Origin of the sequence: Halorubrum ejinorense, assembly GCF_039522565.1 — an archaeon.
GTDB classification, from domain to species: domain Archaea; phylum Halobacteriota; class Halobacteria; order Halobacteriales; family Haloferacaceae; genus Halorubrum; species Halorubrum ejinorense.
Map to the genome: position 1 here is coordinate 186,433 of NZ_BAAADQ010000002.1, position 20,368 is coordinate 206,800.

Here is a 20,368-nt window from a genome sequence, read left to right on the forward strand (position 1 = left end):
TCCGACGGTCGCCTCTCGCACCTCGCTCGCCGTGTACCGCGTTGGGGATTGAAGTCACGCGACGACGAGTGACAGCCATGGAACGACGCCGACTCCTCGCCGCGGGCGCCGGAGCCGTCGCCGGCGCGGTCGCCGGCTGTCTCGGTTCCGGCGACCCCGACCCGAGTCGACTCGACCTGACGGTCCGCAACGACGGCGACGACCCCGTCGACGTCGACGTGGTCGTCGAGGGCGACGACGGAACGGCCTACGAAGACGATTCGGACCGGATCGACCCCGGCGTCGCCCGGGCGTACGAGGTGGTCGCGGGCGCGACGGGCCGTCACGAGGTCGCGGTGACGGGACCGGACTGGGGGGGGGCGACTGGCGTGGGACGCCGGGACCTGTCTGCGCTACGACGCCACGGTCGCCGTCGACGCGGAGACGGTCTCGGTCGCGGGCGAGTGCGCGGACCCGCGGTAGGTCTTTCAGGAAAGTTACTTACTGTCGCCGGGAAAACCCTCGGACGAGATGGACGAGTACGAGGGGACAGACGAGGTCGTACACGAACCGAGCGAGGCGTTCGCCGAGTCGACGAACGTCGCCGCGTTCATGCGCGAGTACGGGATCGACGACTACGAGGCGCTGATCGAGCGTACCACCTCGGAGATCGCGGGCGAACCCGCGTCCGGCGTCGACTGGTTCTGGGACGAGATTGTCGACTACCTCGACATCGAGTTCTACACCGACTACGACGCCGTCCGTGACGACGCGGAGGGCCCGCAGTTCTCCGACTGGTACCCCGGCGCCGAGGTCAACGTCGCGCACAACGTCGTCGACCGCCACGCCGCGGTCGACTCGCCGAACCGCAACCGCGTCGCGCTGATCTGGGAGGGCGAACCCGGCGACGTCCGCGAGATCACCTACCACGAGCTCCGCCGTCAGACCGACCGCGTCGCGAACTACCTCGCGTCGGCCGGCGTCGAGACCGGGGACACCGTCGGGCTCTACATGCCGATGGTCCCGGAGGTCGTCTCGATCCTCTACGGCTGCCTGAAGATCGGTGCGATCGCGGTGCCGATCTTCTCCGGGTTCGGCCGCGAGGCGACCGCCACCCGGATCGACGACGCGGAGCCCGACGTGCTGTTCACGGGTGACGGGTTCTATCGCCGCGGAAACGAGGTGCGGCTGAAGGCGACCGCCGACGAAGCGATCGCGGACGCCGGCCACGTCGAGGAGGTCGTCGTCTACGACCGCCTCGGCGCGACGCCGGCGGGACGCGGCCCCGAGGGGTCCGAGGCGTCGGCCGTCGACCCCGTCCCGTGGGACGACGACCGCGACCGGACGTGGGACGAGGCCGTCGGTTCACAGTCGTCGACCTACGAGACGAAGCGGCTGCCGAGCGATCAGGAGTCGATGTTGCTGTACTCGTCCGGGACGACCGGGACGCCGAAGGGCATCGTTCACACCCACGCGGGCGTCCTCACGCAGTGCGCGAAGGAGATCCACTTCGGCTTCGACCAGAAGCCCGCGGACCGGTTCTTCTGGGTCTCCGACATCGGCTGGATGATGGGGCCGTGGACGCTGATCGGCAACCACGCGTTCGGGGGGACCGTGGTGATGTACGAGGGCGCGCCCGACCACCCCCAGCCGGACCGCTTCTGGGAGATGATCGACCGCCACGGGATCACGCAGTTCGGCATCTCGCCGACCGCGATCCGCGCGCTCCGGAAGCACGGAGATGAGTGGGTCGAAGGTTACGACCTCTCCTCGCTCCGAATCCTCGGCTCCACGGGGGAGCCGTGGGACCCCGAGTCGTGGCGCTGGTTCTACGACGCCGTCGGCGGCGGCGACTGCCCGATCATCAACATCTCCGGGGGGACGGAGATCTGCGGCTGCTTCCTCATGCCGATGCCGAACCAACCGCTGAAGCCCTGTACGCTCGGTGGCCCGGGGCTCGGAATGGACATCGACATCGTCGACGAGAGCGGCGAGTCGGTCAGGGAGTCGGGCGAGCGCGGCTACCTCGTCGCGCGCGACTCCTGTCCCTCGATGACGAAGTCGCTGTGGTCAGGCGACGAGCGCTACCTCGACGAGTACTGGTCGACGTGGCCCGATCTGTGGGATCACGGCGACTTCGCGCAGAAGGACTCGGACGGCTTCTGGTTCCTCCACGGCCGGGCCGACGACGCCCTCAACGTCGCGGGGCGGAAGGTCGGGCCGGCCGAGATAGAGGGCGTCCTCATCGACCACGACGCCGTCAACCAGGCGGCGGCGGTCGGCGTCCCGGACGACACCACCGGAACCGCGGTCGTCGCGTACGTCGTGCTCGAACCGGACGCCGACCCGAGCGACGCGCTGCGCGAGGAGCTGCGCGAGTTGGTCGGCGACGAACACGGCAAACCGTTCCGCCCGCGAGAGCTGCTGTTCGTCGACGCCTTCCCGAAGACGCAGTCGGGGAAGATCATCCGTCGCGCCATCGGGTCGGTGTACAGGGGCGAAGACCCCGGCGACCTCTCGTCGATGGAGAACCCCGAGGCGCTCGAAGCCCTGCGCGACCCGGCCTGAGCGCGGGTGCGGTTCGGTCCGGTGACGCCGAATCAGGCCGCGGCGTCCGCCACCGCCTCGTCGAGCGCCTCGTAGTCCGGCTCCTGTCCGGCGTTGTCCGCGAGCCACCGGTACGTCACGGTCCCGTCCGCGTCGATCACGAACACGGCCCGCTGAGCGACCGTCTCGACGCCGTAGTGTTCGAAGTCCTCGATCACGTCGTACGCCTCGATCGCGTGGTGGTCGGAGTCGCCGACGAGCGCGAACGGCAGGTCGTACTGTGCGCGGTACGCGCCGAGCGCGTGCGGCAGGTCCGTGCTCACGCCGAACAGGGTACAGTCGTCGCGGTCGAACTCGTCCCGCAGCGCCTCCATCTCGTCGGTACAGGTGTTCGAGAAGGCGGCCGGGAAGAAGGCGAGCACGATCGGTTCCTCGCCGAGGTGGTCCGAGAGTTCGAACGGCGCGATGTCGCCGTTCACGAGCGATCCGGTGAAGTCGGGGGCGTCGTCGCCGACAGCTGGCATATCTCAGGGTCGTCGGCCGGGCGTATCACCGTTTCGGCGGCGGCGGTCCGATCGAGGCAAAAAGACTATAGTCGACACAGGGCTACTGCGGGATAGACATGGTAAGTTCGATTCCACTGATCGGCGGCATTCCGGCGGGGCCGGAGCTCCTCATCATCCTGCTCGTTCTGGTCCTCTTGTTCGGTGCGAACAAGATTCCGAAGCTCGCCCGGTCGACCGGCCAGGCGATGGGCGAGTTCCGGAAGGGGCGCGAGCAGGTCGAAGAGGAGCTGAAGGACATGCAGGACGGCGAGAAGGCGGACTCGACGCTCGACGAGGAGGACGACGACCTCGACGAGCTCGAGACCGAGACCGACAAGGAAACCAGCGCCTGACTCTCTCTGACGCCGACCACTGCTGTATCGTTTTCTCCACCCGTTTTGGGCGCGTGGCCTAGCGGACAGGGCGAGAGGTTCCTAACCTCTCGATCGCGGGTTCGAATCCCGCCGCGCCCGTTCTCCGCTCATCCCGGGCGCGACTGACTCCGCGCTCGCTCACTTCGCTCGCTTGCGTGGATCCCGCCGTGCCCGTTCCTGCGAATTCTCCGAGAGCGTGTTCCCGATCAGCGCGCCGATCGTTCGTCCCGCTACGACTAAGAGGAGCGGTCGACGACGTTGGGACGACACCCATGGACGCATCCTGTCCGCGGACCGACGGCGCCACCGAAGCGGCGAGTGTGAACCGATCGATCCGCGACGCGGCGGTGGTCGCGGCGTGAGCCGGTCGACCGGCGGACTCTCCTTCGGCGTACTCGGGACCGCGAACATCGCCCGGAAGGCCGTGATCCCCGGGATCCGAGCGAGTGACCACGAGGTGGGGGCGGTCGCCTCACGCGACCGGAGCCGTGCGGAGGAGTTCGCGGCGGCGGAGTCGGTCCCGCGGAGCCACGGCTCCTACGAGGCGCTGCTCGCGGACGACGGCCTCGACGCGGTGTATATCCCGTTGCCGAACGGACTCCACGCCGAGTGGACGAAACGCGCCGCGGACGCCGGTCTCGACGTGCTCTGCGAGAAGCCCCTCTCGGTCGACGCCGCCGAGGCGCGCGAGGTCGTCGATCACTGCGCGGACCGGGGGGTCACGCTCATGGAGGCGTTCATGTACCGGTACCATCCGCGAACCGAACGCGTCCTCGAACTGGTCGAGCGGGAGCTAGACGACGTGCGAACGGTGACGTCGACGTTCCGCTTCCCGCTGTACGGTCGCCCGAACGACGTGCGGCTCGACCCCGGCCTCGCGGGCGGGTCGCTGATGGACGTGGGCTGTTACCCGGTGTCGCTCGCGAAGGCCGTCCTCGGCGTGCCCGACCGAGCGTACGCCCACGCCGGCGACACGCGCGACGCCGGGGTCGACACGGAGCTCGCCGCCGTCTTGGAGTACGAGGACGGTCGGTCCGCGCGCGTCGCCTCCGGATTCGACACGCAGCTGATCCAACGCTACCGGATCGACGCCACGAACGGCTGGATCGAAGTCAAGGAGGCGTTCGACGCGCCGGAAGACGAGCCGACGACGATCGAATACGAGATCGACGGCCGCCACGGGGTCGAGACGTTCGATCCGATCGACCAGTATCGCTTGGAGGTCGAACACTTCGCCGATCGCGTCGGCGACGGGTCGGCACCGCTCACCGACGGCCACGCGGCGGTCGAGAACATGCGAATCATCGACGCGCTCGCGGAGAGCGCGTCGACCGGTACGCCGGTCGAAGTCCGATAGCTGTCGGGCCGAATCGGATGGGTATCGGGCCGAATCGGTTGGGAATCGGGCCGAATCGGTCCGTCGGCGACTCGACTATCACCCGTCCAACCGCCGGAAGGAACGCGAGGCGAGCGCGACCGACCCGACCGCGATCGCGAGCGTCGCGAGCGCGAGTCCGAGACCGGGCTCGTACAGCAGCGGCGGGTGGTACCCGAACCCGTAGTCGACGACGACGTTCACGACGCCGAGCGCGAGCGCCGCCGCGAGCGCGCCCCGCGTCGTCCGACCGAACGCCGGAAACAGCAGGGCGAGGCCGACGAACAGCAGATGCGTTCCGATCACGCCCCAGTAGTAGATCCACGCGTCCGGCGCCGCGACGTACTCGCCGAACGCGAGGTTGAGCGAGACGAGCGGCCAGACTCCGAACTGAACGAGCCAGACGAACGCGAGCGTCTGGAGGTACGCCAGCGCCCGGGAGGTCGGGGCGTCGACCGTGACGTTGCCCCCGCGTCGGACGGTCGGTACGATGGCGCCGAGAACGACGCCGCCGAGCGCGACCGCGACCGCCGAGTCCGCGTACAGCGGCCAGAGGAGCCGCGGCACGGTGTCGGCGGTGGGCGCGTAGTAGCCGGCACCGACCGCGAGCATGAACGCGGTGAACGCGCAGACGACGGCGAGGCTCCGCGGAACACCGAGCAGCTCCTCGGCCACCGCCGCCCGAACTCGGCGTCTGACCTCGGCGCGCCGGAGTCGCCGGAGCCTTCCGAGACGCTCGGTGCGTGACACACGGGCCGGTCGGTCCGCGAGGGATTAAAACCGCTCGTCCCGGTCGATTATCAAACACGGTGTTTTGCCAGACAGCTTTTTCAACGGAAGCGATGGAGAGACGCACATGGCTGACGAGGACGCTGAGCGATCCGCCCAACAATCCGACGCGGAGGGCGACAGCTCGGCGTCCGACCCGCCCACGACTGACGGCGAGGAACCGGACGCGGCAGCGGCGGATGTGACGGACGCGGACGCGGGAGCGGCAGATGGGGGTGTAGAGACGGTGGACGAGGGCACGGACCCGTCGAACGGAGCCGGGACCGAGAGTCCGGAGGACGAAGCGAACGGTCGATCGCGAGGCGACGAGGACGCGCCGGCGGACCTCGGTCCGCCGGTCGTCACCGACCGGTACAGCTGGCGGTCCCTGCTCTCGCAGCGAGGGCACGGAGACGCCGCGAAACGAGTGTACGCGGACGTGCCCGACGCGCCGGCGGTCCCGGCGGACGCGGTCGCGCTCCACCTCCCGAACGGGGCTGACGAGGTGATCCGGGCCGCGGGCGTCGACGAACCCTTCGAGGCTGACGGGGAGACACCGGTCCCCGGTCACGGTACTCCCGAACGGGGGGCGCTCGTGGTCGGTTCCGACGCCGTCGTCCTCGGCGGTGCCGCCGTCGTCCCCACCGGCGAGCGACGGGCCGCGCGGCCGACGACCGCGACCGACACTGATGCGGAAGGTGCCGATGACGGTGTCGACGGTGACTCCGAGTCCGGCGGGGAGGACGACGCTGTGCCCGGTGACACGGCCGAGGAGGCCGCAGGCGGCGTGGAAGACGACGCCGATGCCGCCGAGCGCGACGTGCCGGAGTCCGGACCCGACGACGCGACCGCGGCGGACCCTGCCGCCGACGACGCGACCGCGGCAGGACCTGACGACTCCGACGCGACCGCGGCAGGACCTGACGACTCCGACGCGACCGCGGGCGACGACAACGAGCACGAACCGGACGGAGCGGGTATCCCAGCCGATGACGGCCCGGACACCGTGTTCGCCGACGCGGTCGGACGCGGAGGCGTGTCCGGACTCGTCGTTGCCCCCGGCGACCGCGTCGAATCGGTGCCCTCGCGAGCGCCGACCGACGAGGAGTGGGACCGGGTCGACCTCGACCCCGCGGACCTCCTCGGGTTCGCCCCGGACGAGACCGACTACCGGTTCCGGGCGGCCGCGGCCGTGGGGGACGTCCTCTGGGACCTGTGTGCCGCTCGCTACGACCTCTACTCGGTCCCCGTCCTGAAGGGGTACTACACCTGGGACGACTACCGCGACGAGTACTTCCTCGACGAGGAGGGCAACCCGCCGACCGAAGAGAACGAGGAGGGGGAGGAGGTGCCGCTGTCGTTCACCCACGAAGACAAGACCGAGGCGCTCGGCTTCGACCCTGACCGTACCGAGGAACTACTCGGAGCGGGCGGGAACGCGGCCGACGAACTCGCCGACCTCGTCGACGAGCGGACCGTGGACGTGAACCCCGACATCGACGAGGACGCGTTCTTCTCGACCGCGGACGGTCACACCACGCTGGCGAACCGCTACGACCTGGAGAAGGCGGTTCCGATGCCGAAGAAGACGCATTTCCGCGAGGAGGAGCGTTACTGGGTCAACAAGCCGTACGCGTTCGTCATCGTCTTCCGGTCGACCAAGGAGAACGAGGCGAAGTACTACGCCGTTCAGCCGTACCGGACCGAAATTGAGGCCGACCTCACGGAGTTCCTCACCGGGAAGCTCCGGACGGCGATCAAGTACGCCGACGAGTCGATCGCGGGCGGCGACGAGGCGTTCCGCGAGGAGGTGATAGTCGAGGAGGCGCACACGCTACTCGACCGGTACGGCCTCTACGAGAGCGACGACGAGCGCGGGATCGCTGACACGCTGGTCGACCGCTTCGGCATCGACCCGACCGAGGGGATCGCCGGGCGGATAGCGGAGTCACTGGGGTACGAGCTCTCCGTCGAGTCGCCGGCCGATCCGCCTTCGATCAGCGCCCGCCCGGAGCCGGCCGTCCTCGCGGAGGACGCCGAGACGCTCTCCACACACCAGGTCGAGAAGTTGCTGTACTACCTCAAACGCGACTTCGTCGGCTACGAGCGGATCGACCCGGTCAAGTACGACATCAACGTCGAGGACATCTCCTGTGACGGATACAACTCACCCGTCTTCGTCTACCACTCCGAGTACGAGCAGATCATCACGAACATCCACCACGGCACCGACGAACTCGACGATTTCGTCGTGAAGCTCGCACAACGGTCCGGAAAGGGGATCTCCAAGCGTAGACCGCAGGTGGACGCCACGCTGCCGGACGGCTCGCGCGCCCAGCTCACGCTCGGCCGCGAGGTCTCCGACCACGGGACCAACTACACGATCCGGCAGTTCAACGACGTGCCGTTCACCCCGATCGACCTGATCAACTGGAAGACGTTCTCGCTCGACGAGATGGCGTTCCTCTGGCTCTCGATCGAGAACCACAAGAGCCTGATCTTCGCGGGCGGGACCGCCTCCGGGAAGACGACGAGCCTGAACGCGGTCTCCCTCTTTATCCCCTCCAACGCGAAGATCGTCTCCATCGAGGACACCCGCGAGGTCGAACTGCCCCAGCGCAACTGGATCGCCTCGGTCACGCGCCCCTCCTTCTCCGACGACGACAAGGGCGACATCGACGAGTTCGACCTGCTGGAGGCCGCGCTCCGCCAGCGCCCCGACTACATCGTGATGGGCGAGATCCGCGGCGAGGAGGGCCGGACCGCCTTCCAGGTGATGTCGACCGGCCACACCACCTACACCACGTTCCACGCCGACTCCGTCGGCGAGGTGCTCAAGCGGTTCACCACCGATCCGATCAACGTCTCGAAGACCATGTTCACCGCCCTCGATCTGGTCTCCATCCAGACGTCGACGCGGGTTCAGGGCAAGAAGGTCCGACGCAACAAGTCGATCACCGAGATCAACCACTACGACGCCGAAAACGACGAGATCAACGTTCAGGACGTGTTCCAGTGGCAGGCGGAGACGGACGAGTTCCTCCAGATGGGCGACTCGAACACCCTCGAAGACATCATGTTCGACCGCGGCTGGAGCCGAGCCACCCTCGACGCGGAGCTTCGCAAGCGGCGCGTCGTGTTGGCGTACCTCATCGACCGCGGACTCAACAGCTACGCGCAGGTGGCGGCGACGTTCCAGGCGTTCATCAACGACCCCGAGACGGTGTTGGCGCTGATGGCCAACGACGAACTGGAACGGTCGCTGGAGGACCTCCGCGAGATGGAGTCCGTGCTGATCAACGTCGACCGCGACAAGGAGGAGCTGGTGCCCCGGCCGACGCCGGACGAGGACGGGAAAGCGGAGGTCGAAGCGATCCTCGAATCGGCCCAGGACCTGTTCGAGACCTACCGCGGCGAGGTGCCCGACTCGGTCGCCGACGCGCTCTTGGAGATGAACACCGCCCGCGACGTCGAGGCGACCCCGACGGCGGACCGCGAGGCGCTCGCCGAGACCGCTCGGGAGGCGGACGCGGCGGATGCGGCGAACTCGGACGCGGCGGACTCGGACGCCCGCGACGCTGCCGAGGCCGGACCGGCTCCGATGGGCTCGGATCCGATGGACTCGGGGGCCATGGACCCGGACACCGTAACCGGGTCGACCGATGCGGATGCGGCGACCGGAACGGCCGGTCCGGAGGCATCGTCGCCGGAGGGCGCCCGCGACGACTCGGGAGACGGTTCCGAGACGGCGCCGACCGCCGCCGGAGACGGTTCGGGCGCGCCGAGCGCGATCGACTTCGACGAGCCGTTCGAGGAGGGGGTCGACGTGCTGTCGTCTCCCGGAAAGCCGTCGAGAGCGGACGCGACGCCCGACGTGAGCGAGGGATTCGGCGTCGCCGAGGACCCCACCGATGAGGGAACTCCGAGCGCCGACGCCCGTGACGATGGCGCGGCCGGACCGGCGGACGCAACGGGCACGGGCGAGGGAGAAGCGGCGCCGAACGAGGGCGACGCGGAGAGCGGTGACGAGGTTGCGGACGATTCCGACGGCTCGGCCGACGACGAGACGGACGGCCCGGACGCGGACGGAGAAGAGGCGGCCGACGACATCGACGACTGGGGGTTCGGCGCCGTCGAACCCGCGGAGGACGGGTGACACCATGTCCGTCGTGAGGGTCCAGCCGTGAGTCTCGACGTCGACACGGGCGAGGGCGGAGTCGACGCGAACGTCTTCGCGGAGCTGTGTTACCCGATTTTCGAGCGGCTCTTCGACCCCGAGGGCGACTTCGTGGGCGACGTCGAGCGCAAGCTCGTCGAGGCGCGGATGCCCGATCAGGTCGAGATGTACGTCTCGCTGGCGCTTGCCGTCGGGCTGTTCGTCGGTGGGTCGCTGTGGGCGCTGGGGACTCTGGTCGGCTACGGCGTGTTCTCGCTCGGACTGATCGAACCCGAGATGCTCTCGCTCGGGCTCCCCGCGCCGACGTCTGCGATCCGGTCGCTGCTTCGGTCGCTCGTCGTGCCGTCGGCGGTGCTTCTCAGCGGGCTCATCTTCGGCTCCATCGGATTCGCGCTCGGGTTCGGCGGCGTCGTCGCGGTCCCGTACTCGCGGTCGTCGTCGCGGAAGCGGGAGATCAACCTCCTGCTCGCCGACTCGGTCTCGTTCATGTACGCGCTGTCGGTCGGCGGGCTCAACCAACTCGAAATCCTGCGGGCGATGGCGACCGCAGAGGACACCTACGGCGAGGTGTCTCGCGAGTTCCAGAGCATCGTCAACGAGACGGAGTACTTCGGGACGGACTACCGGAACGCCATCCGCCAGCAGTCGGTGGAGACGCCCTCCGACGAGCTCTCGCAGTTCCTCGCCGACATGCTCTCCATCGTCAACTCCGGCGGCGACATGGAGGGGTTCCTGAAGGACAAAAAGGAGAAACACCTGCGCACGTCGAAACAGGAGCGCGAGATGACCCTGGAGACCCTGGAGCTGTTCGGGGAGATGTACATGACGCTCTCTCTGTTCCCGCTGCTTCTCATCATCATCCTCGTCATCATGGGGATGATGGGCGAGGCCGACGACCGCCTCCTGTACGCGACGGTGTACCTGCTCATCCCGCTGGTCGGCGCCGGCTTCCTCGTGTTGGTCTCGACGGTGAAACAGGACGACCCCGGCGACGGCTACCTCCAGCCCGACGGCGGGAGCGAGCGGCTCCGACAGACGAGCAAGGAGGGACTGTTCCACTTCGGGCTCATCGAATCGTTCGTCGGGGGCTTCGGCGTCTTCGACCGCATCCGCGACCGCGAGGGGACCTACAAGACGAAGGAAATCCTCTCCGCGCCGCACCTCTTCTTGCGCGAGAACCCGTTCTACACCCTCGCGTTGACCGTCCCGGCGGCGCTCGCGCTCGTCGGCGTCACGGCCGCGGCCGGCGCGGCCCCGACGACCGTCGACGGCTGGGTCGGTCGTCCCGTCTGGTCGGCGTTCATATGGGTGTACGTGCCGACGTACGTCGTGTTGGTGCCGCTCGGATTCTTCTACGAGTGGCACCAGCGCTCGCGGCGAGCGGTGACCGGGAAGCTCTCCGAGACGCTCCGGAAGCTCTCGTCCGCGAACGACACCGGACAGACGCTGCTCGAATCCGTGCGCACGGTCTCGTCGACGTCGACCGGGAAGCTCTCCGAGGAGTTCGAGGTGATCCACGCGAAGGTGAACTACGGGATGAGCCTGCGCGACGCGCTCGTCGAGTTCAACAACGCGTACGCGGTGCCGCGGCTCGCCCGGACGGTGAAGCTGATCACCGAGGCCCAGGAGGCCTCCTCACAGATCACCGACGTGTTGACGACGGCGGCACAGGCCTCGGAGAACCAAGACGACATCGAGCGCGAGCGCAAGTCCCGAACTCGGATGCAGGTGGCGATCATCGTGATGACGTACATCACGCTGCTGGGCGTGATGGCCATCCTCCAGACGCAGTTCATCAGTGTGATGGGCGATCTGGTCGCGCAGAGCGGCAGCGGCGGCGGGACGGGGGGTGCGGGGCTCGGCGGCGGCGGCGGCAGCATCGACCCGGACGTGCTCTCGATGCTGTTCTTCCACGCCGTGACGATCCAAGCGATCCTCTCGGGGTTCATCAGCGGCTACATCCGCGACGCTGAGTTGGCGTCCGGCGTCAAGTACGCCGTGATCCTGATGACGCTGGCGCTGGGGGTGTGGATCTATGTCGGGTGAGCGCTCCGGCGGTCGGCGGCGGCCGCTCGGCGCCGACGACCGCGCGCAGACGGTCCTCGACTTCATCGTCGGGATGTCGGTGTTCCTCGTCGCGGTCGGGTTCACCTTCGCGTTCGTCCCGTCGCTTCTGGAGCCGTACGCCGTCGGCGAGGGCGCGACCGTCATCGTCGCCGAGCGCGGCGCCGCGCGCCTCGCGGAGTCGTCGCTCGTCGGCGCCGGGTCGACGGCGACGCTGTCACACGCCTGTACGCTCGCCTTCTTCGACGGGACGGACCCGGCGACGGCGGCGAACGAGTCCGGCTGCGACTGGACGGCGAACGCGGACGACCTCCACGCCGAACTCGGGGTCGACGACTTCCGCGGGCTCAACCTCACGGTGACGCGGAACGGCACCGTCGCGGAGCTCGATCCGGGCGGCGACGCCGTCGAGATGCGCGCCGGTCCCGCGCCGCCCCGAGGCGAGAGCGTCGCGGCCGCGAGTCGCATCGTCACCGTCGACGTCGATCCGCGCGACGACGTCGGGAGAGAAACGCATCGGCTCACGCTCCGGGTGTGGTGAGATGTTCGTCGAACACCTTCCGGACGACCGCGGGCAGGCGCACACCTTAGAGGCGTTCACGGCCGCGCTGCTCTTGGTCACCGGCCTCATCTTCGCGACGCAGGCGACGGCGGTGACGCCGCTCTCGGCGAGCACGTCGAACCAGCACGTCGAGAATCAGGCGGCGATCGCCGCACAGGACGTGTTGACGACGACCGAGGCGAGCGGCGATCTCAAGTCGGCGCTGCTGTACTACGACGACGGGTTCGTGGGCGCGGAGAACCGCTACTACACCGGGCTACCGAACGCGTCGCACCCGCTTCACGACCCGCTTCGCGAGGCGTTCGACGCGAGGCGGATCGCGTTCGACGTCGACGTGTATTACCCGGCCGCGGACGGCGACGGGGTCGACCGGACGCGGCTGATCGACATGGGAACGCCGAGCGACAACGCGGCGACCGCGAGCACGCAGGTGGCGCTGTACGGCGACGACCGGTTCGGCGCGGGCGGCGAGTACACGCTCGCGGAGAACGGCTCCCGCCGGTACTTCGCCGCGCCGGTCGGCGGTGGCGACACGCTGTACACGGTCGCGGAGGTGCGCATTACCGCATGGCAGATGTGAACGTCCACCGCAGATCCGACCGCGAGGACGGCGAGGCCGACCGCGACGAGGACCGAGCGCAGATCATCCTGATCACCGGGCTGACGCTCGCGGTCCTCTTCGTCGCCGTCGTCCTCCTGTTGAACACCGTGATCTACACCGAGAACCTCGCGACTCGGGGAGTCGACGCGGGCGGGGCGGAAGCGATCGAGTTCCGCGACGGGGCGGTCGACGACCTCGCGGGGATCCTCCACCGCGAACACCGGAACAGCACCGGTAACCTGACGGATAACTTCAACGCGAGCGCGAGGCGATACGGCCGCACCGTGGCCGACCTCCGGGCGCGCGACGGTGCGGTCGGGGAGGTGCGAGTGAACAACTCCACCGTCGTCTCCGGGTATTTCATCGCGCAAAACGAGACCGACAGCGGGTTCCGCAACATGACCGCACCGGACGGAACGACGACGGACTGGACGGTCGCGGGCAACGCTACCCGGGCGCGGAACTACCGGCTGACCGTCAAGCCCAGTTCGCTGTCGAGCTCGGCCGGCACGGCGTTCACCGTCGTGGCCGACGGCTCGACCGGGGGGACCAACGAGACTTGGTCGGCGGCGCTGTCGAACCCGAGCGGCGACAACCTCACCGTGACGGTGGACAACGGGACGACGGCGGTGTCCGAGACGTTTGACCCGCGGCCCGACGGGAACCACACCGTCGACCTCACCGGCGGAACGGTCAACGGCGAGCGGTTCGACGCGCTGGTGTGGGCTCAGGGGGTCCAGACCGGCGACGACCGGTTCGACCTCCGCTACGAGAACGGCGACGCGGCGCGCGGGACGTACCACCTCGTCGTCGACGAGCGCGACGGCGGAACGAACCCCGGTCGCCCCTCCCGCCCGTACGTGACCGAGGCGATATACAGCGTCTACGTCGAGATCACCTACCGGACGCCGGAACTGGAGTACGGCGACGTGATCCGGCTCGCGCCGGGTGAGCGCGATGCGTGAGCGCCCCGGCGGCACCGACCGCGCGGTGTCGGTCACCGTCGGCTACGTCATGACGCTCGCGATCTCGACGCTGCTGCTCTCGGGGCTGTTCGTCGCGGGCGGGTCGTTCGTCGACACGCAGCGCGAGCGCGCCGCACAGGGGGAACTCACCGTCATCGGCGAGCGCGTCGCGGCCGATGTCGGGACGGTCGACAGACTCGTCGCGAGCACGACGCCTCGCTCCAACCTCACCGTCAACCGGTCGGTAGCACTTCCCAGGCGGGCGGCCGGCACCGGCTATCGGATCGACGTGACGGCGACGGGTCCCGGCGGGACGATCACACTGGAGAGCGACCGGCCGGGCACTGCGGTGACGGTCCCGTTCCCCACGAGCAGGAACGTCACCGTTCGGAACGCGACCGTCGACGGGGGCGACCTGCTGATCTACTGGGACCCCGACGCCGGGAGCGACGGCGAAGTGGTGGTGAAAGCGGCGTGACCCGGAGCGACCCGTTCGCCGGGCTGTGCGCCGACGACCGCGGCGTCAGCGAGACGATCGGGTTCGTGTTGGTGTTCGCGCTGATCACGTCGACGATAGCGGTCACCTTCACCGTCGGGCTCGGCGGCTTAGAGGACGCGCAGGTGGCCGAACGCGACAACAACGTCGAGCGCGCGTTCGACGTGCTTCAGGACAACCTCGACGACATCAGCCGGGACGGCGTGCCGAGTCGCGCGACCGAGGTCCAACTGGGCGGCGGCGAACTCCGGCTGGAGCAGGAGTCGACGTTCCGACTCAACGACACCGCGACGGCGGGGAGTATCGTCGAGACGGGGTCGCTCACCTACCGCGGCGCGGGCGACACGCGCATCGTCTACGAGAACGGCGCCGTGTTCAGGATGGAGGGAGACGACGGCGTCATGATCAAACCGCCCGACCTCTTGGTCGGCGACACCGTCGTCTACTCGCTGTACGGGCTCGGCGGGCCGGCGCAGTCCACGGCCGGTGACCAGACGGTCCTCGTGGTCGGTCAGCGGGGCGTCCGCGAGACCGCGCTCGACGACCGGACGCCGACAGACAACGTCACGCTGGCGATCAACTCGACGCAGGCGACCGTCTGGGAACGGTACTACAGCGGACTCGCGTCGGAGCACGAGCACGTCTCGGTATCGACCGGCGGCGGTCCCGACCTCACCGTGACGTTCGACGCCGACCACTACGAGCGGTTCGTGATCCACCGAACCTCGACGCGGATCGACTTCTCCGACTGAAAGACGCCTTCAGACCGGTCAAAAGAGCGCGTTCGCCTCAGTCGGACTCGATCTTCACGCCGTGGACTGAGACGTGGAGATGGCTCACCACGGGCACCGAGTTCCCCTTGAACGGCTGTTCCGTCTCCAGCGACTCGTCGTAGTGGATGTCGATCTCGGCGTCGTCGAACTCGAACAGCTCGAAGGTGAACGACCCCTTGATCGTCATGTTGCCGTCGAGTTCCGCGTCGCTCTGGGGGGCGTAGAAGACGCCGCCGAACTGAACCCCGCCGGTGTCGTTCGCTTCGACGTCTATCTGATCGCCGCTGGAGTACAGCCAGAGGTTGCTCGCCACGTCCTCGTCGGCGGCCACCACGGCGCGGTCCTTCAGGTCGATCCTGGCGGTGTTTTGCAGCTCGAAGCGGGTGTCGGCGGCGCTCGTCACCGAGGCCCTGTCCCGAACGGTCAGCGAGTCGTCGACGTACACGAAGGCCTGTCCCCCGCCGGCCGCCCTGACGGTCGCGTTCTCGGTGACGTTCATCGAGCCCTCGACGAGCACCTCGACGTCACCGCTCCCCGTGTCGACGGCGACGCGCCCCTCGTCACCAGCCAGCGTCAGACCCCCCGCGACGTGTAGCGTCGCCCCGTCCGTGACGGTCAGGGTCGCTCGGTCGGCGACGGTCACGTCGCCGTCGACGTACGTGTCCACGTCTATCGTCTCGGATTCGGTGCCCGAGAGGTCGATACCGCTGCCGCGGTAATCCCCGGTCGTGGCGAGGTCCCGGTCTCTCACGCTCTCGATGCGCTGAGTGATCGCTCCGTCGACGGGAGCGGGCTCGTCGAACGCGGTCTCAGTACGGCGCTCGCCGGTCACGTTGAGTTTGTCCTCCTGTCCGGGCGGAATGTTGTACGACTCGGCGATCAGGTCCCCGCGGATCGTGATCGACTGGGTGTTCCCGCCGCCGCCGGCGGTGAGGCGGAACTGGTCCCGCGTCTGGATGACCGCCCCGTCTGCCGGCGTCTGATCGTCGTAGGACCCGACGGTCGAGTCGTAGCTGTCGGCGTCCAGCCGGTCGACCCCGCCGGTGTCGAACGTCGACCGCCCGGTCGCGGAGACGCCGGCGCTCAGCGTGGGGTGGACCGTGGTGGTCCGGAGCCGCACCTCCACGCGCCGGTCGGAGACGTCCGTCACCGTCGCGCTCGTCCGCGTCTCGAAGAACTGCCCCCACGCGTCGGCGTAGTCGCTCTCGACGGTGATCGTGACGTTGCCGCCGAGGAGCGGGTTCGACCCGTTCGGCGAGGGGAACACGCGCTCCGACCGACCGGCGGTCTCGGTGATGCGGACCTCGTCGCCGAGCGACCCGGAGCCGTTCTCGATCCGCACGAGCGGGAGGGTGAGCGTCTCCGTCCCGCCCCCGCCGCGGTAGTGGAACTCGGGCGGGGAAACCATCTCCGAACTCTCGCCCCTCGACCGCCAGACCCCGCCGCCCTGATAGGCGACGGTTTCATCGCCGCGCTCGTAGACGACGGCGCCGAGCGGCACGGTCTTGTTCGTGGCGTTCGGGTTCTCGCTCGTCGTCACCTCGATCCGCATCCAGCCCGCGTCCCCGTTCACGCGGAAGTCCGCGCCGCGACCGAGACCCATCCGCACGCGCTGTGAGGGCGACTCGCCGTGCGCGACGAGGCTCGCCTTGGAGTCCACCTGCGTCATCGCTCCCTCGACGCGCTGGAGGTCCGCTCTCTGTTGGGAGTCGTCGAGCGCGGCGCCGCCCAGCGCCACCGTGGTGCCGACGACCGCCACCGTCAGGCCCAAGAGTAGCACCGTGCCGAGCACCTCGCTTTGCGCGCGTTCACCCCCGAACATGGCGAATGATACGTCGGGTGCGCTGATAAACGTGGACACCCGTCTATCGCGGTTGAGATCTGGCCGTGCGACGCGGCCGATCGATATAACCTCGCGGCGCCCCTCTCGGGAGCCGTGACCGAGCAACTACACCTCGACGACGACTCCGTGACGACGTTCGAAGCGACCGTCGAGCGGGCCCTCTCGGACCCGCCCCGAGTGGTCCTCGACCGGACGCACTTCTACCCGACCGGCGGCGGCCAGCCGCACGACACGGGCACGCTGCGAGCGGCCGACGACGACCGGGTTTGGGACGTGGTCGGCGTCGAGAAACGGGACACGGTGTATCACGAGCTCGGACCGGTCGAGGGGAGCGAGGGTGACGCGCCTGAACTGCCGGGGTCCGGCACGTCGCTCCGCGGCGAGGTCGACGCCGAGCGGCGCGCGGCACACTCGCGGTACCACACCGCCCAGCACCTGCTGTCGGCGCTGTTGCTCGCGGAGTTCGACGCGCCGACGACCGGAAATCAGCTGTACCGGGACCGCGCGCGCCTCGACGCCGCCCACGACCGGTTCACCGACGCGGACCTCGACCGGATCGAGACGCGGCTCAACGGGCTCGTCGCGGACGGGCGGCCGGTGTCGAGCTACACGATGGACCGCGAGACCGCCGAGGCGACCCTCGACACCGACCGGACGCGGATCGACCTCCTTCCCGACTCGATCGACGAGCTCCGGATCGTCGAGATCGGGGGAGCGGACGGGGCTGACGAGCCCTACGATCGGACGGCCTGCGCGGGCACTCACGTGGGCGACACGAGCGATATCGGCGAGGTCGTCGTCACCGGGCGGGAGACGAAGGGCCCCGACGAGGAGCGGGTCCGCTTCGCGCTCGCCGAGCACGTCGACGGCGGCGAGTGACGCGGTCACGGTCGCGCGCGTCGCTCGTTCGCGATCCCGTCGTTTATATACGATCCGCGGTAGGTTCGGGCATGAAGTTCTGCGACGAGTGCGGATCCATGATGAAATCCGGCGCGGGCGAGGACCACTGGGTGTGTGACTCCTGCGGCTACGAGAGCGGACGCGAAGCGGACGACGACGAGTGGACGACCCAGTCGCAGGTCGAGTCCGAGATCGTCGACGTGAGCGACGCCGAGGACAAGGGACTCCCGACGACGACCGCCCAGTGCCCCGAGTGCGACAACGACCAGGCGTACTGGTACATGCAACAGATCCGCTCGGCCGACGAGTCAGAGACCCGCTTTTTCGTCTGTACCGAGTGCGAACACAAGTGGCGCGAAGACGACCACTGACCGGCGACTGAGCCCTCCGTCGCTCAGATTGAGCCCTCCGTCGCTCCGATTCAGGCCCTCCCTCGCTCCGATCCCGTCACGACGAGTGACGCCTCACCACCGCCCCTCCGTTTTATTTCCGTCGGCACAGTGGTGCGCCCATGGAGCCACCGGTCGTCTCGCGTGACCGCCTCGACGACTGGACTCTCGTCGACGAGACGACGGAGCACCCGTTCGCCGCGGGGCCGGTCTCGGTCACCGCGGGAACGGTACGGTACGAGCGCGAGACGCCGCCGCCGCGACCGTTCTTCTTCGCGAGCCGACTCCGCATTTCCCCCGATACTCGCCCGAACCCCGCGCTCACTCGCCTCGTCGAGTCGCGGGCCCGAGAGGGGTTCCGCGACCGGCTCGCCGACCGCGGCATCGTCGACGTCGGACGCCGCGACGACCGGGACCTCGCCGTCGACGACCCGGGAGCGTCCCGCGCGACCCTCTCCGTGTTCCACGCCAACTGCGAGGTCGACGGCGACCGCGTTCCGATAGAGGCGCTGCTGGCGGTGTGGGAGCGCGGCGAGTACCTGCTCGCGGGCGGCGCGTACCCGACCGGAGACGGCTTCGAGGCGACGCGGCAGTCGGTGTTGGCGCTCGTTCGCGGCGTTCGACCGCCGGGCGTCGACGGCGGCGACGACGCTCGCGAGCGATAGGAGTTCGACGGCGTCCGGAATCGATCAGCGGCGCCGCTCGACCGTCAGCAGGCGACCGCGCCGGCGCTCGAATCGATCGGCGAGCCGTCGTCCTCGTAGCCCGCGTCTCCGATCGATCCCTCGAACATCGGCAGTCGCAGGTCGTAGGCGTACAACACGTCGAACGCCGCGAAGGGGTCGAAACCGTTCGCGATCGCCTCCCGACCGGTCAGCCTGACGCCCGCCGCGAGCGTCACGATCGGTTCGCCGTCGAGTTCGCCGGCGGTCTCGATACCGAACTCGTTGCCCGCGCCGGGGTCGGTCAACACGGAGAGGTGGATCACAGTCGCCATCGTCGCGCCGCCCTCGCCGCCGATCGAGATCGGATACCCGTCGCCGCTGAAACACCGCGTGAGCCGACCGACTTCGCTCCGGCTCGCGTCGCCTCCCGGTCCGACCGTCGCAGGCCCGGGGTCGGCGGACCCGACGCTCGCGAGAGTGCCGCCAGCGGGCTCGACGAGGGCCGCACCGTGGCTCTCGGGGTGGCCGGCCGCCCCACCGACGCCGACGCCGGCGGTCGCTGCGACGAGCAGCAGCGACAGCGCGACGGCGACGGTACGGAGTCGCGGGCGACGTGGCATTGCTGGCGTCTTCGGGAGCCGCACTTATATCGTCGCGGGCACCGGTATCAATCCGGAGAATCGCGGCCGAGCAGCCCTTCGACGAGCAGCTCCGCGGAGGCGACGTTCGTCGCCAGCGGCACGTCCTTCACGTCGCAGACGCGGAGCAGCGCCGAGATGTCGGGCTCGTGTGCCTGCGCCGTCAGCGGATCGCGGAGGAAGACGACCCCGTCTATCCGGTCGCTCGCGATCATCGCACCGATCTGGAGGTCGCCGCCGAAGGGTCCCGACGCCTGCCGGTTGACCGACAGGCCGGTCGCGTCGTTGATGCGTTTCCCGGTCGTTCCAGTGGTCACGAGCTCGCACCCGTCGAGCACGTCGGTGTGGCCCTCGACGAACGCGACCATCTCGTCTTTCAGCTCGTCGTGTGCGATGAGCGCGATGCGCATACGACGCAGTCACCCCGCCGTCGCTTAAAACTGGCCTCGGGCGGCGTGGGGCGTCGACGCCGTACCGTGACTCATTCGGCCGGCACGGCCTCCTCTCCCTCCTCGCCGACGCCGACGATCAGGGCCGCGCCGAGGAGGCCGAGCCCCGCGAGGAAGCGGCGGAGCGGCAGGGTCAATGGTGGCTGACTCACCGTGCCGAGACCGCCCGGAACGGCACCCATAACAAGAGACCTGGACGCGTTCCCCCTCCGTCTGTCCCCGAAGATGTTCGCGGGCACGACCGCGGACGGCACGGTG

At 68.9% G+C, this 20,368-nt stretch carries 18 protein-coding genes and 1 tRNA gene; 14 read left to right on the forward strand and 5 right to left on the reverse strand.

Translation table 11 applies throughout. The annotated features are described in order from the left end of the window. The first annotated feature begins 510 nt into the window (after positions 1 to 510). On the forward strand, positions 511 to 2,547 hold the full coding sequence (locus ABDZ89_RS03120; RefSeq protein ID WP_343776533.1) for an AMP-binding protein: 2,037 nt from the start codon (positions 511 to 513) through the stop codon (positions 2,545 to 2,547). 32 nt (positions 2,548 to 2,579) lie between these two features. Here ABDZ89_RS03120 and ABDZ89_RS03125 read toward each other — a convergent pair whose 3' ends face one another. After that, positions 2,580 to 3,050, reverse strand: a complete 471-nt coding sequence (locus tag ABDZ89_RS03125; RefSeq protein ID WP_343776535.1) for a redoxin domain-containing protein — start codon at positions 3,048 to 3,050, stop codon at positions 2,580 to 2,582. Between the two features lie 98 nt (positions 3,051 to 3,148). On the opposite strand from ABDZ89_RS03125, the gene ABDZ89_RS03130 reads away from it, so the two are divergent. From ABDZ89_RS03130 to ABDZ89_RS03140, 3 genes are all read left to right on the forward strand, one after another. After that, positions 3,149 to 3,424 (forward strand): Sec-independent protein translocase subunit TatA/TatB, encoded by a 276-nt coding sequence (locus ABDZ89_RS03130; protein ID WP_343776536.1) that lies wholly within the window; start codon positions 3,149 to 3,151, stop codon positions 3,422 to 3,424. 47 nt (positions 3,425 to 3,471) lie between these two features. Continuing rightward, a tRNA-Arg gene (locus tag ABDZ89_RS03135) sits at positions 3,472 to 3,544 on the forward strand. A 259-nt stretch (positions 3,545 to 3,803) separates the two neighbouring features. Then, a complete protein-coding gene (locus tag ABDZ89_RS03140; RefSeq protein WP_343776538.1) occupies positions 3,804 to 4,802 on the forward strand; it encodes a Gfo/Idh/MocA family protein in 999 nt (332 codons plus the stop codon). A 78-nt stretch (positions 4,803 to 4,880) separates the two neighbouring features. Here the strand turns inward: ABDZ89_RS03140 and ABDZ89_RS03145 are convergent, their stop codons facing one another. Beyond that, positions 4,881 to 5,570 (reverse strand): DUF1405 domain-containing protein, encoded by a 690-nt coding sequence (locus tag ABDZ89_RS03145; RefSeq protein WP_343776540.1) that lies wholly within the window; start codon positions 5,568 to 5,570, stop codon positions 4,881 to 4,883. A 106-nt stretch (positions 5,571 to 5,676) separates the two neighbouring features. On the opposite strand from ABDZ89_RS03145, the gene ABDZ89_RS03150 reads away from it, so the two are divergent. The 7 genes from ABDZ89_RS03150 to ABDZ89_RS03180 are packed head-to-tail and all read left to right on the forward strand — an operon-like array spanning position 5,677 to position 15,205. Continuing rightward, the gene (locus tag ABDZ89_RS03150; RefSeq protein ID WP_343776542.1) at positions 5,677 to 9,744 is read left to right on the forward strand and encodes an ATPase, T2SS/T4P/T4SS family; all 4,068 of its coding nucleotides are present in this window, start codon (positions 5,677 to 5,679) and stop codon (positions 9,742 to 9,744) included. 27 nt (positions 9,745 to 9,771) lie between these two features. Then, a complete protein-coding gene (locus tag ABDZ89_RS03155; protein WP_343776544.1) occupies positions 9,772 to 11,811 on the forward strand; it encodes a type II secretion system F family protein in 2,040 nt (679 codons plus the stop codon). Next, positions 11,801 to 12,370: a DUF7287 family protein gene (locus ABDZ89_RS03160; protein ID WP_343776546.1), complete on the forward strand. Its 570-nt coding sequence runs from the start codon at positions 11,801 to 11,803 to the stop codon at positions 12,368 to 12,370. Before ABDZ89_RS03155 ends, ABDZ89_RS03160 begins: the two co-directional genes overlap by 11 nt. Before the next feature lies 1 nt (position 12,371). Then, positions 12,372 to 12,971, forward strand: a complete 600-nt coding sequence (locus tag ABDZ89_RS03165; protein ID WP_343776548.1) for a DUF7288 family protein — start codon at positions 12,372 to 12,374, stop codon at positions 12,969 to 12,971. Next, positions 12,959 to 13,957 carry a DUF7261 family protein gene (locus ABDZ89_RS03170; RefSeq protein ID WP_343776550.1) on the forward strand — a complete coding sequence of 333 codons (999 nt, stop codon included), beginning with the start codon at positions 12,959 to 12,961 and terminating at the stop codon, positions 13,955 to 13,957. Before ABDZ89_RS03165 ends, ABDZ89_RS03170 begins: the two co-directional genes overlap by 13 nt. After that, a complete protein-coding gene (locus ABDZ89_RS03175; protein WP_343776552.1) occupies positions 13,950 to 14,435 on the forward strand; it encodes a DUF7266 family protein in 486 nt (161 codons plus the stop codon). Before ABDZ89_RS03170 ends, ABDZ89_RS03175 begins: the two co-directional genes overlap by 8 nt. After that, a complete protein-coding gene (locus ABDZ89_RS03180) occupies positions 14,432 to 15,205 on the forward strand; it encodes a DUF7289 family protein (RefSeq protein WP_343776554.1) in 774 nt (257 codons plus the stop codon). The genes ABDZ89_RS03175 and ABDZ89_RS03180 overlap by 4 nt, the downstream gene beginning before the upstream one ends. 37 nt (positions 15,206 to 15,242) lie before the next feature. On the opposite strand, the gene ABDZ89_RS03185 is transcribed toward ABDZ89_RS03180, so the two are convergent. After that, positions 15,243 to 17,048: a DUF7289 family protein gene (locus ABDZ89_RS03185; protein WP_343776556.1), complete on the reverse strand. Its 1,806-nt coding sequence runs from the start codon at positions 17,046 to 17,048 to the stop codon at positions 15,243 to 15,245. Between the two features lie 114 nt (positions 17,049 to 17,162). Here ABDZ89_RS03185 and ABDZ89_RS03190 point away from each other — a divergent pair, with 114 nt between their 5' ends. The 3 genes from ABDZ89_RS03190 to ABDZ89_RS03200 all read left to right on the forward strand — a co-directional run bounded on the left by ABDZ89_RS03190 (position 17,163) and on the right by ABDZ89_RS03200 (position 19,023). Then, positions 17,163 to 17,948, forward strand: a complete 786-nt coding sequence (locus ABDZ89_RS03190) for an alanyl-tRNA editing protein (protein ID WP_343776558.1) — start codon at positions 17,163 to 17,165, stop codon at positions 17,946 to 17,948. A gap of 71 nt (positions 17,949 to 18,019) precedes the next feature. Further along, positions 18,020 to 18,340: a transcription factor S gene (locus tag ABDZ89_RS03195; protein WP_343776560.1), complete on the forward strand. Its 321-nt coding sequence runs from the start codon at positions 18,020 to 18,022 to the stop codon at positions 18,338 to 18,340. Between the two features lie 140 nt (positions 18,341 to 18,480). After that, entirely contained in the window at positions 18,481 to 19,023 is a 543-nt protein-coding gene (locus ABDZ89_RS03200) for a DUF6517 family protein (protein ID WP_343776562.1), read from the forward strand. 44 nt (positions 19,024 to 19,067) lie between these two features. On the opposite strand, the gene ABDZ89_RS03205 is transcribed toward ABDZ89_RS03200, so the two are convergent. Together ABDZ89_RS03205 and ABDZ89_RS03210 are read right to left on the reverse strand one after the other, a co-directional pair. Further along, a complete protein-coding gene (locus tag ABDZ89_RS03205) occupies positions 19,068 to 19,643 on the reverse strand; it encodes a DUF7332 family protein (RefSeq protein ID WP_343776564.1) in 576 nt (191 codons plus the stop codon). Between the two features lie 47 nt (positions 19,644 to 19,690). Next, positions 19,691 to 20,071 (reverse strand): methylglyoxal synthase, encoded by a 381-nt coding sequence (locus tag ABDZ89_RS03210; protein WP_343776566.1) that lies wholly within the window; start codon positions 20,069 to 20,071, stop codon positions 19,691 to 19,693. Positions 20,072 to 20,368: the final 297 nt, after the last annotated feature.

Bases quoted from the DNA above. Each gene is read 5' to 3' on its own strand.
- ABDZ89_RS03200 (WP_343776562.1), top strand. From the start codon at position 18,481: ATGGAGCCACCGGTCGTCTCGCGTGACCGCCTCGACGACTGGACTCTC.
- ABDZ89_RS03130 (WP_343776536.1), top strand. From the start codon at position 3,149: ATGGTAAGTTCGATTCCACTGATCGGCGGCATTCCGGCGGGGCCGGAG.
- ABDZ89_RS03210 (WP_343776566.1), bottom strand. From the start codon at position 20,071: ATGCGCATCGCGCTCATCGCACACGACGAGCTGAAAGACGAGATGGTC.
- ABDZ89_RS03175 (WP_343776552.1), top strand. From the start codon at position 13,950: ATGCGTGAGCGCCCCGGCGGCACCGACCGCGCGGTGTCGGTCACCGTC.
- ABDZ89_RS03160 (WP_343776546.1), top strand. From the start codon at position 11,801: ATGTCGGGTGAGCGCTCCGGCGGTCGGCGGCGGCCGCTCGGCGCCGAC.
- ABDZ89_RS03195 (WP_343776560.1), top strand. From the start codon at position 18,020: ATGAAGTTCTGCGACGAGTGCGGATCCATGATGAAATCCGGCGCGGGC.
- ABDZ89_RS03185 (WP_343776556.1), bottom strand. From the start codon at position 17,048: ATGTTCGGGGGTGAACGCGCGCAAAGCGAGGTGCTCGGCACGGTGCTA.
- ABDZ89_RS03170 (WP_343776550.1), top strand. From the start codon at position 12,959: ATGGCAGATGTGAACGTCCACCGCAGATCCGACCGCGAGGACGGCGAG.
- ABDZ89_RS03150 (WP_343776542.1), top strand. From the start codon at position 5,677: ATGGCTGACGAGGACGCTGAGCGATCCGCCCAACAATCCGACGCGGAG.
- ABDZ89_RS03125 (WP_343776535.1), bottom strand. From the start codon at position 3,050: ATGCCAGCTGTCGGCGACGACGCCCCCGACTTCACCGGATCGCTCGTG.
- ABDZ89_RS03205 (WP_343776564.1), bottom strand. From the start codon at position 19,643: ATGCCACGTCGCCCGCGACTCCGTACCGTCGCCGTCGCGCTGTCGCTG.
- ABDZ89_RS03165 (WP_343776548.1), top strand. From the start codon at position 12,372: ATGTTCGTCGAACACCTTCCGGACGACCGCGGGCAGGCGCACACCTTA.
- ABDZ89_RS03120 (WP_343776533.1), top strand. From the start codon at position 511: ATGGACGAGTACGAGGGGACAGACGAGGTCGTACACGAACCGAGCGAG.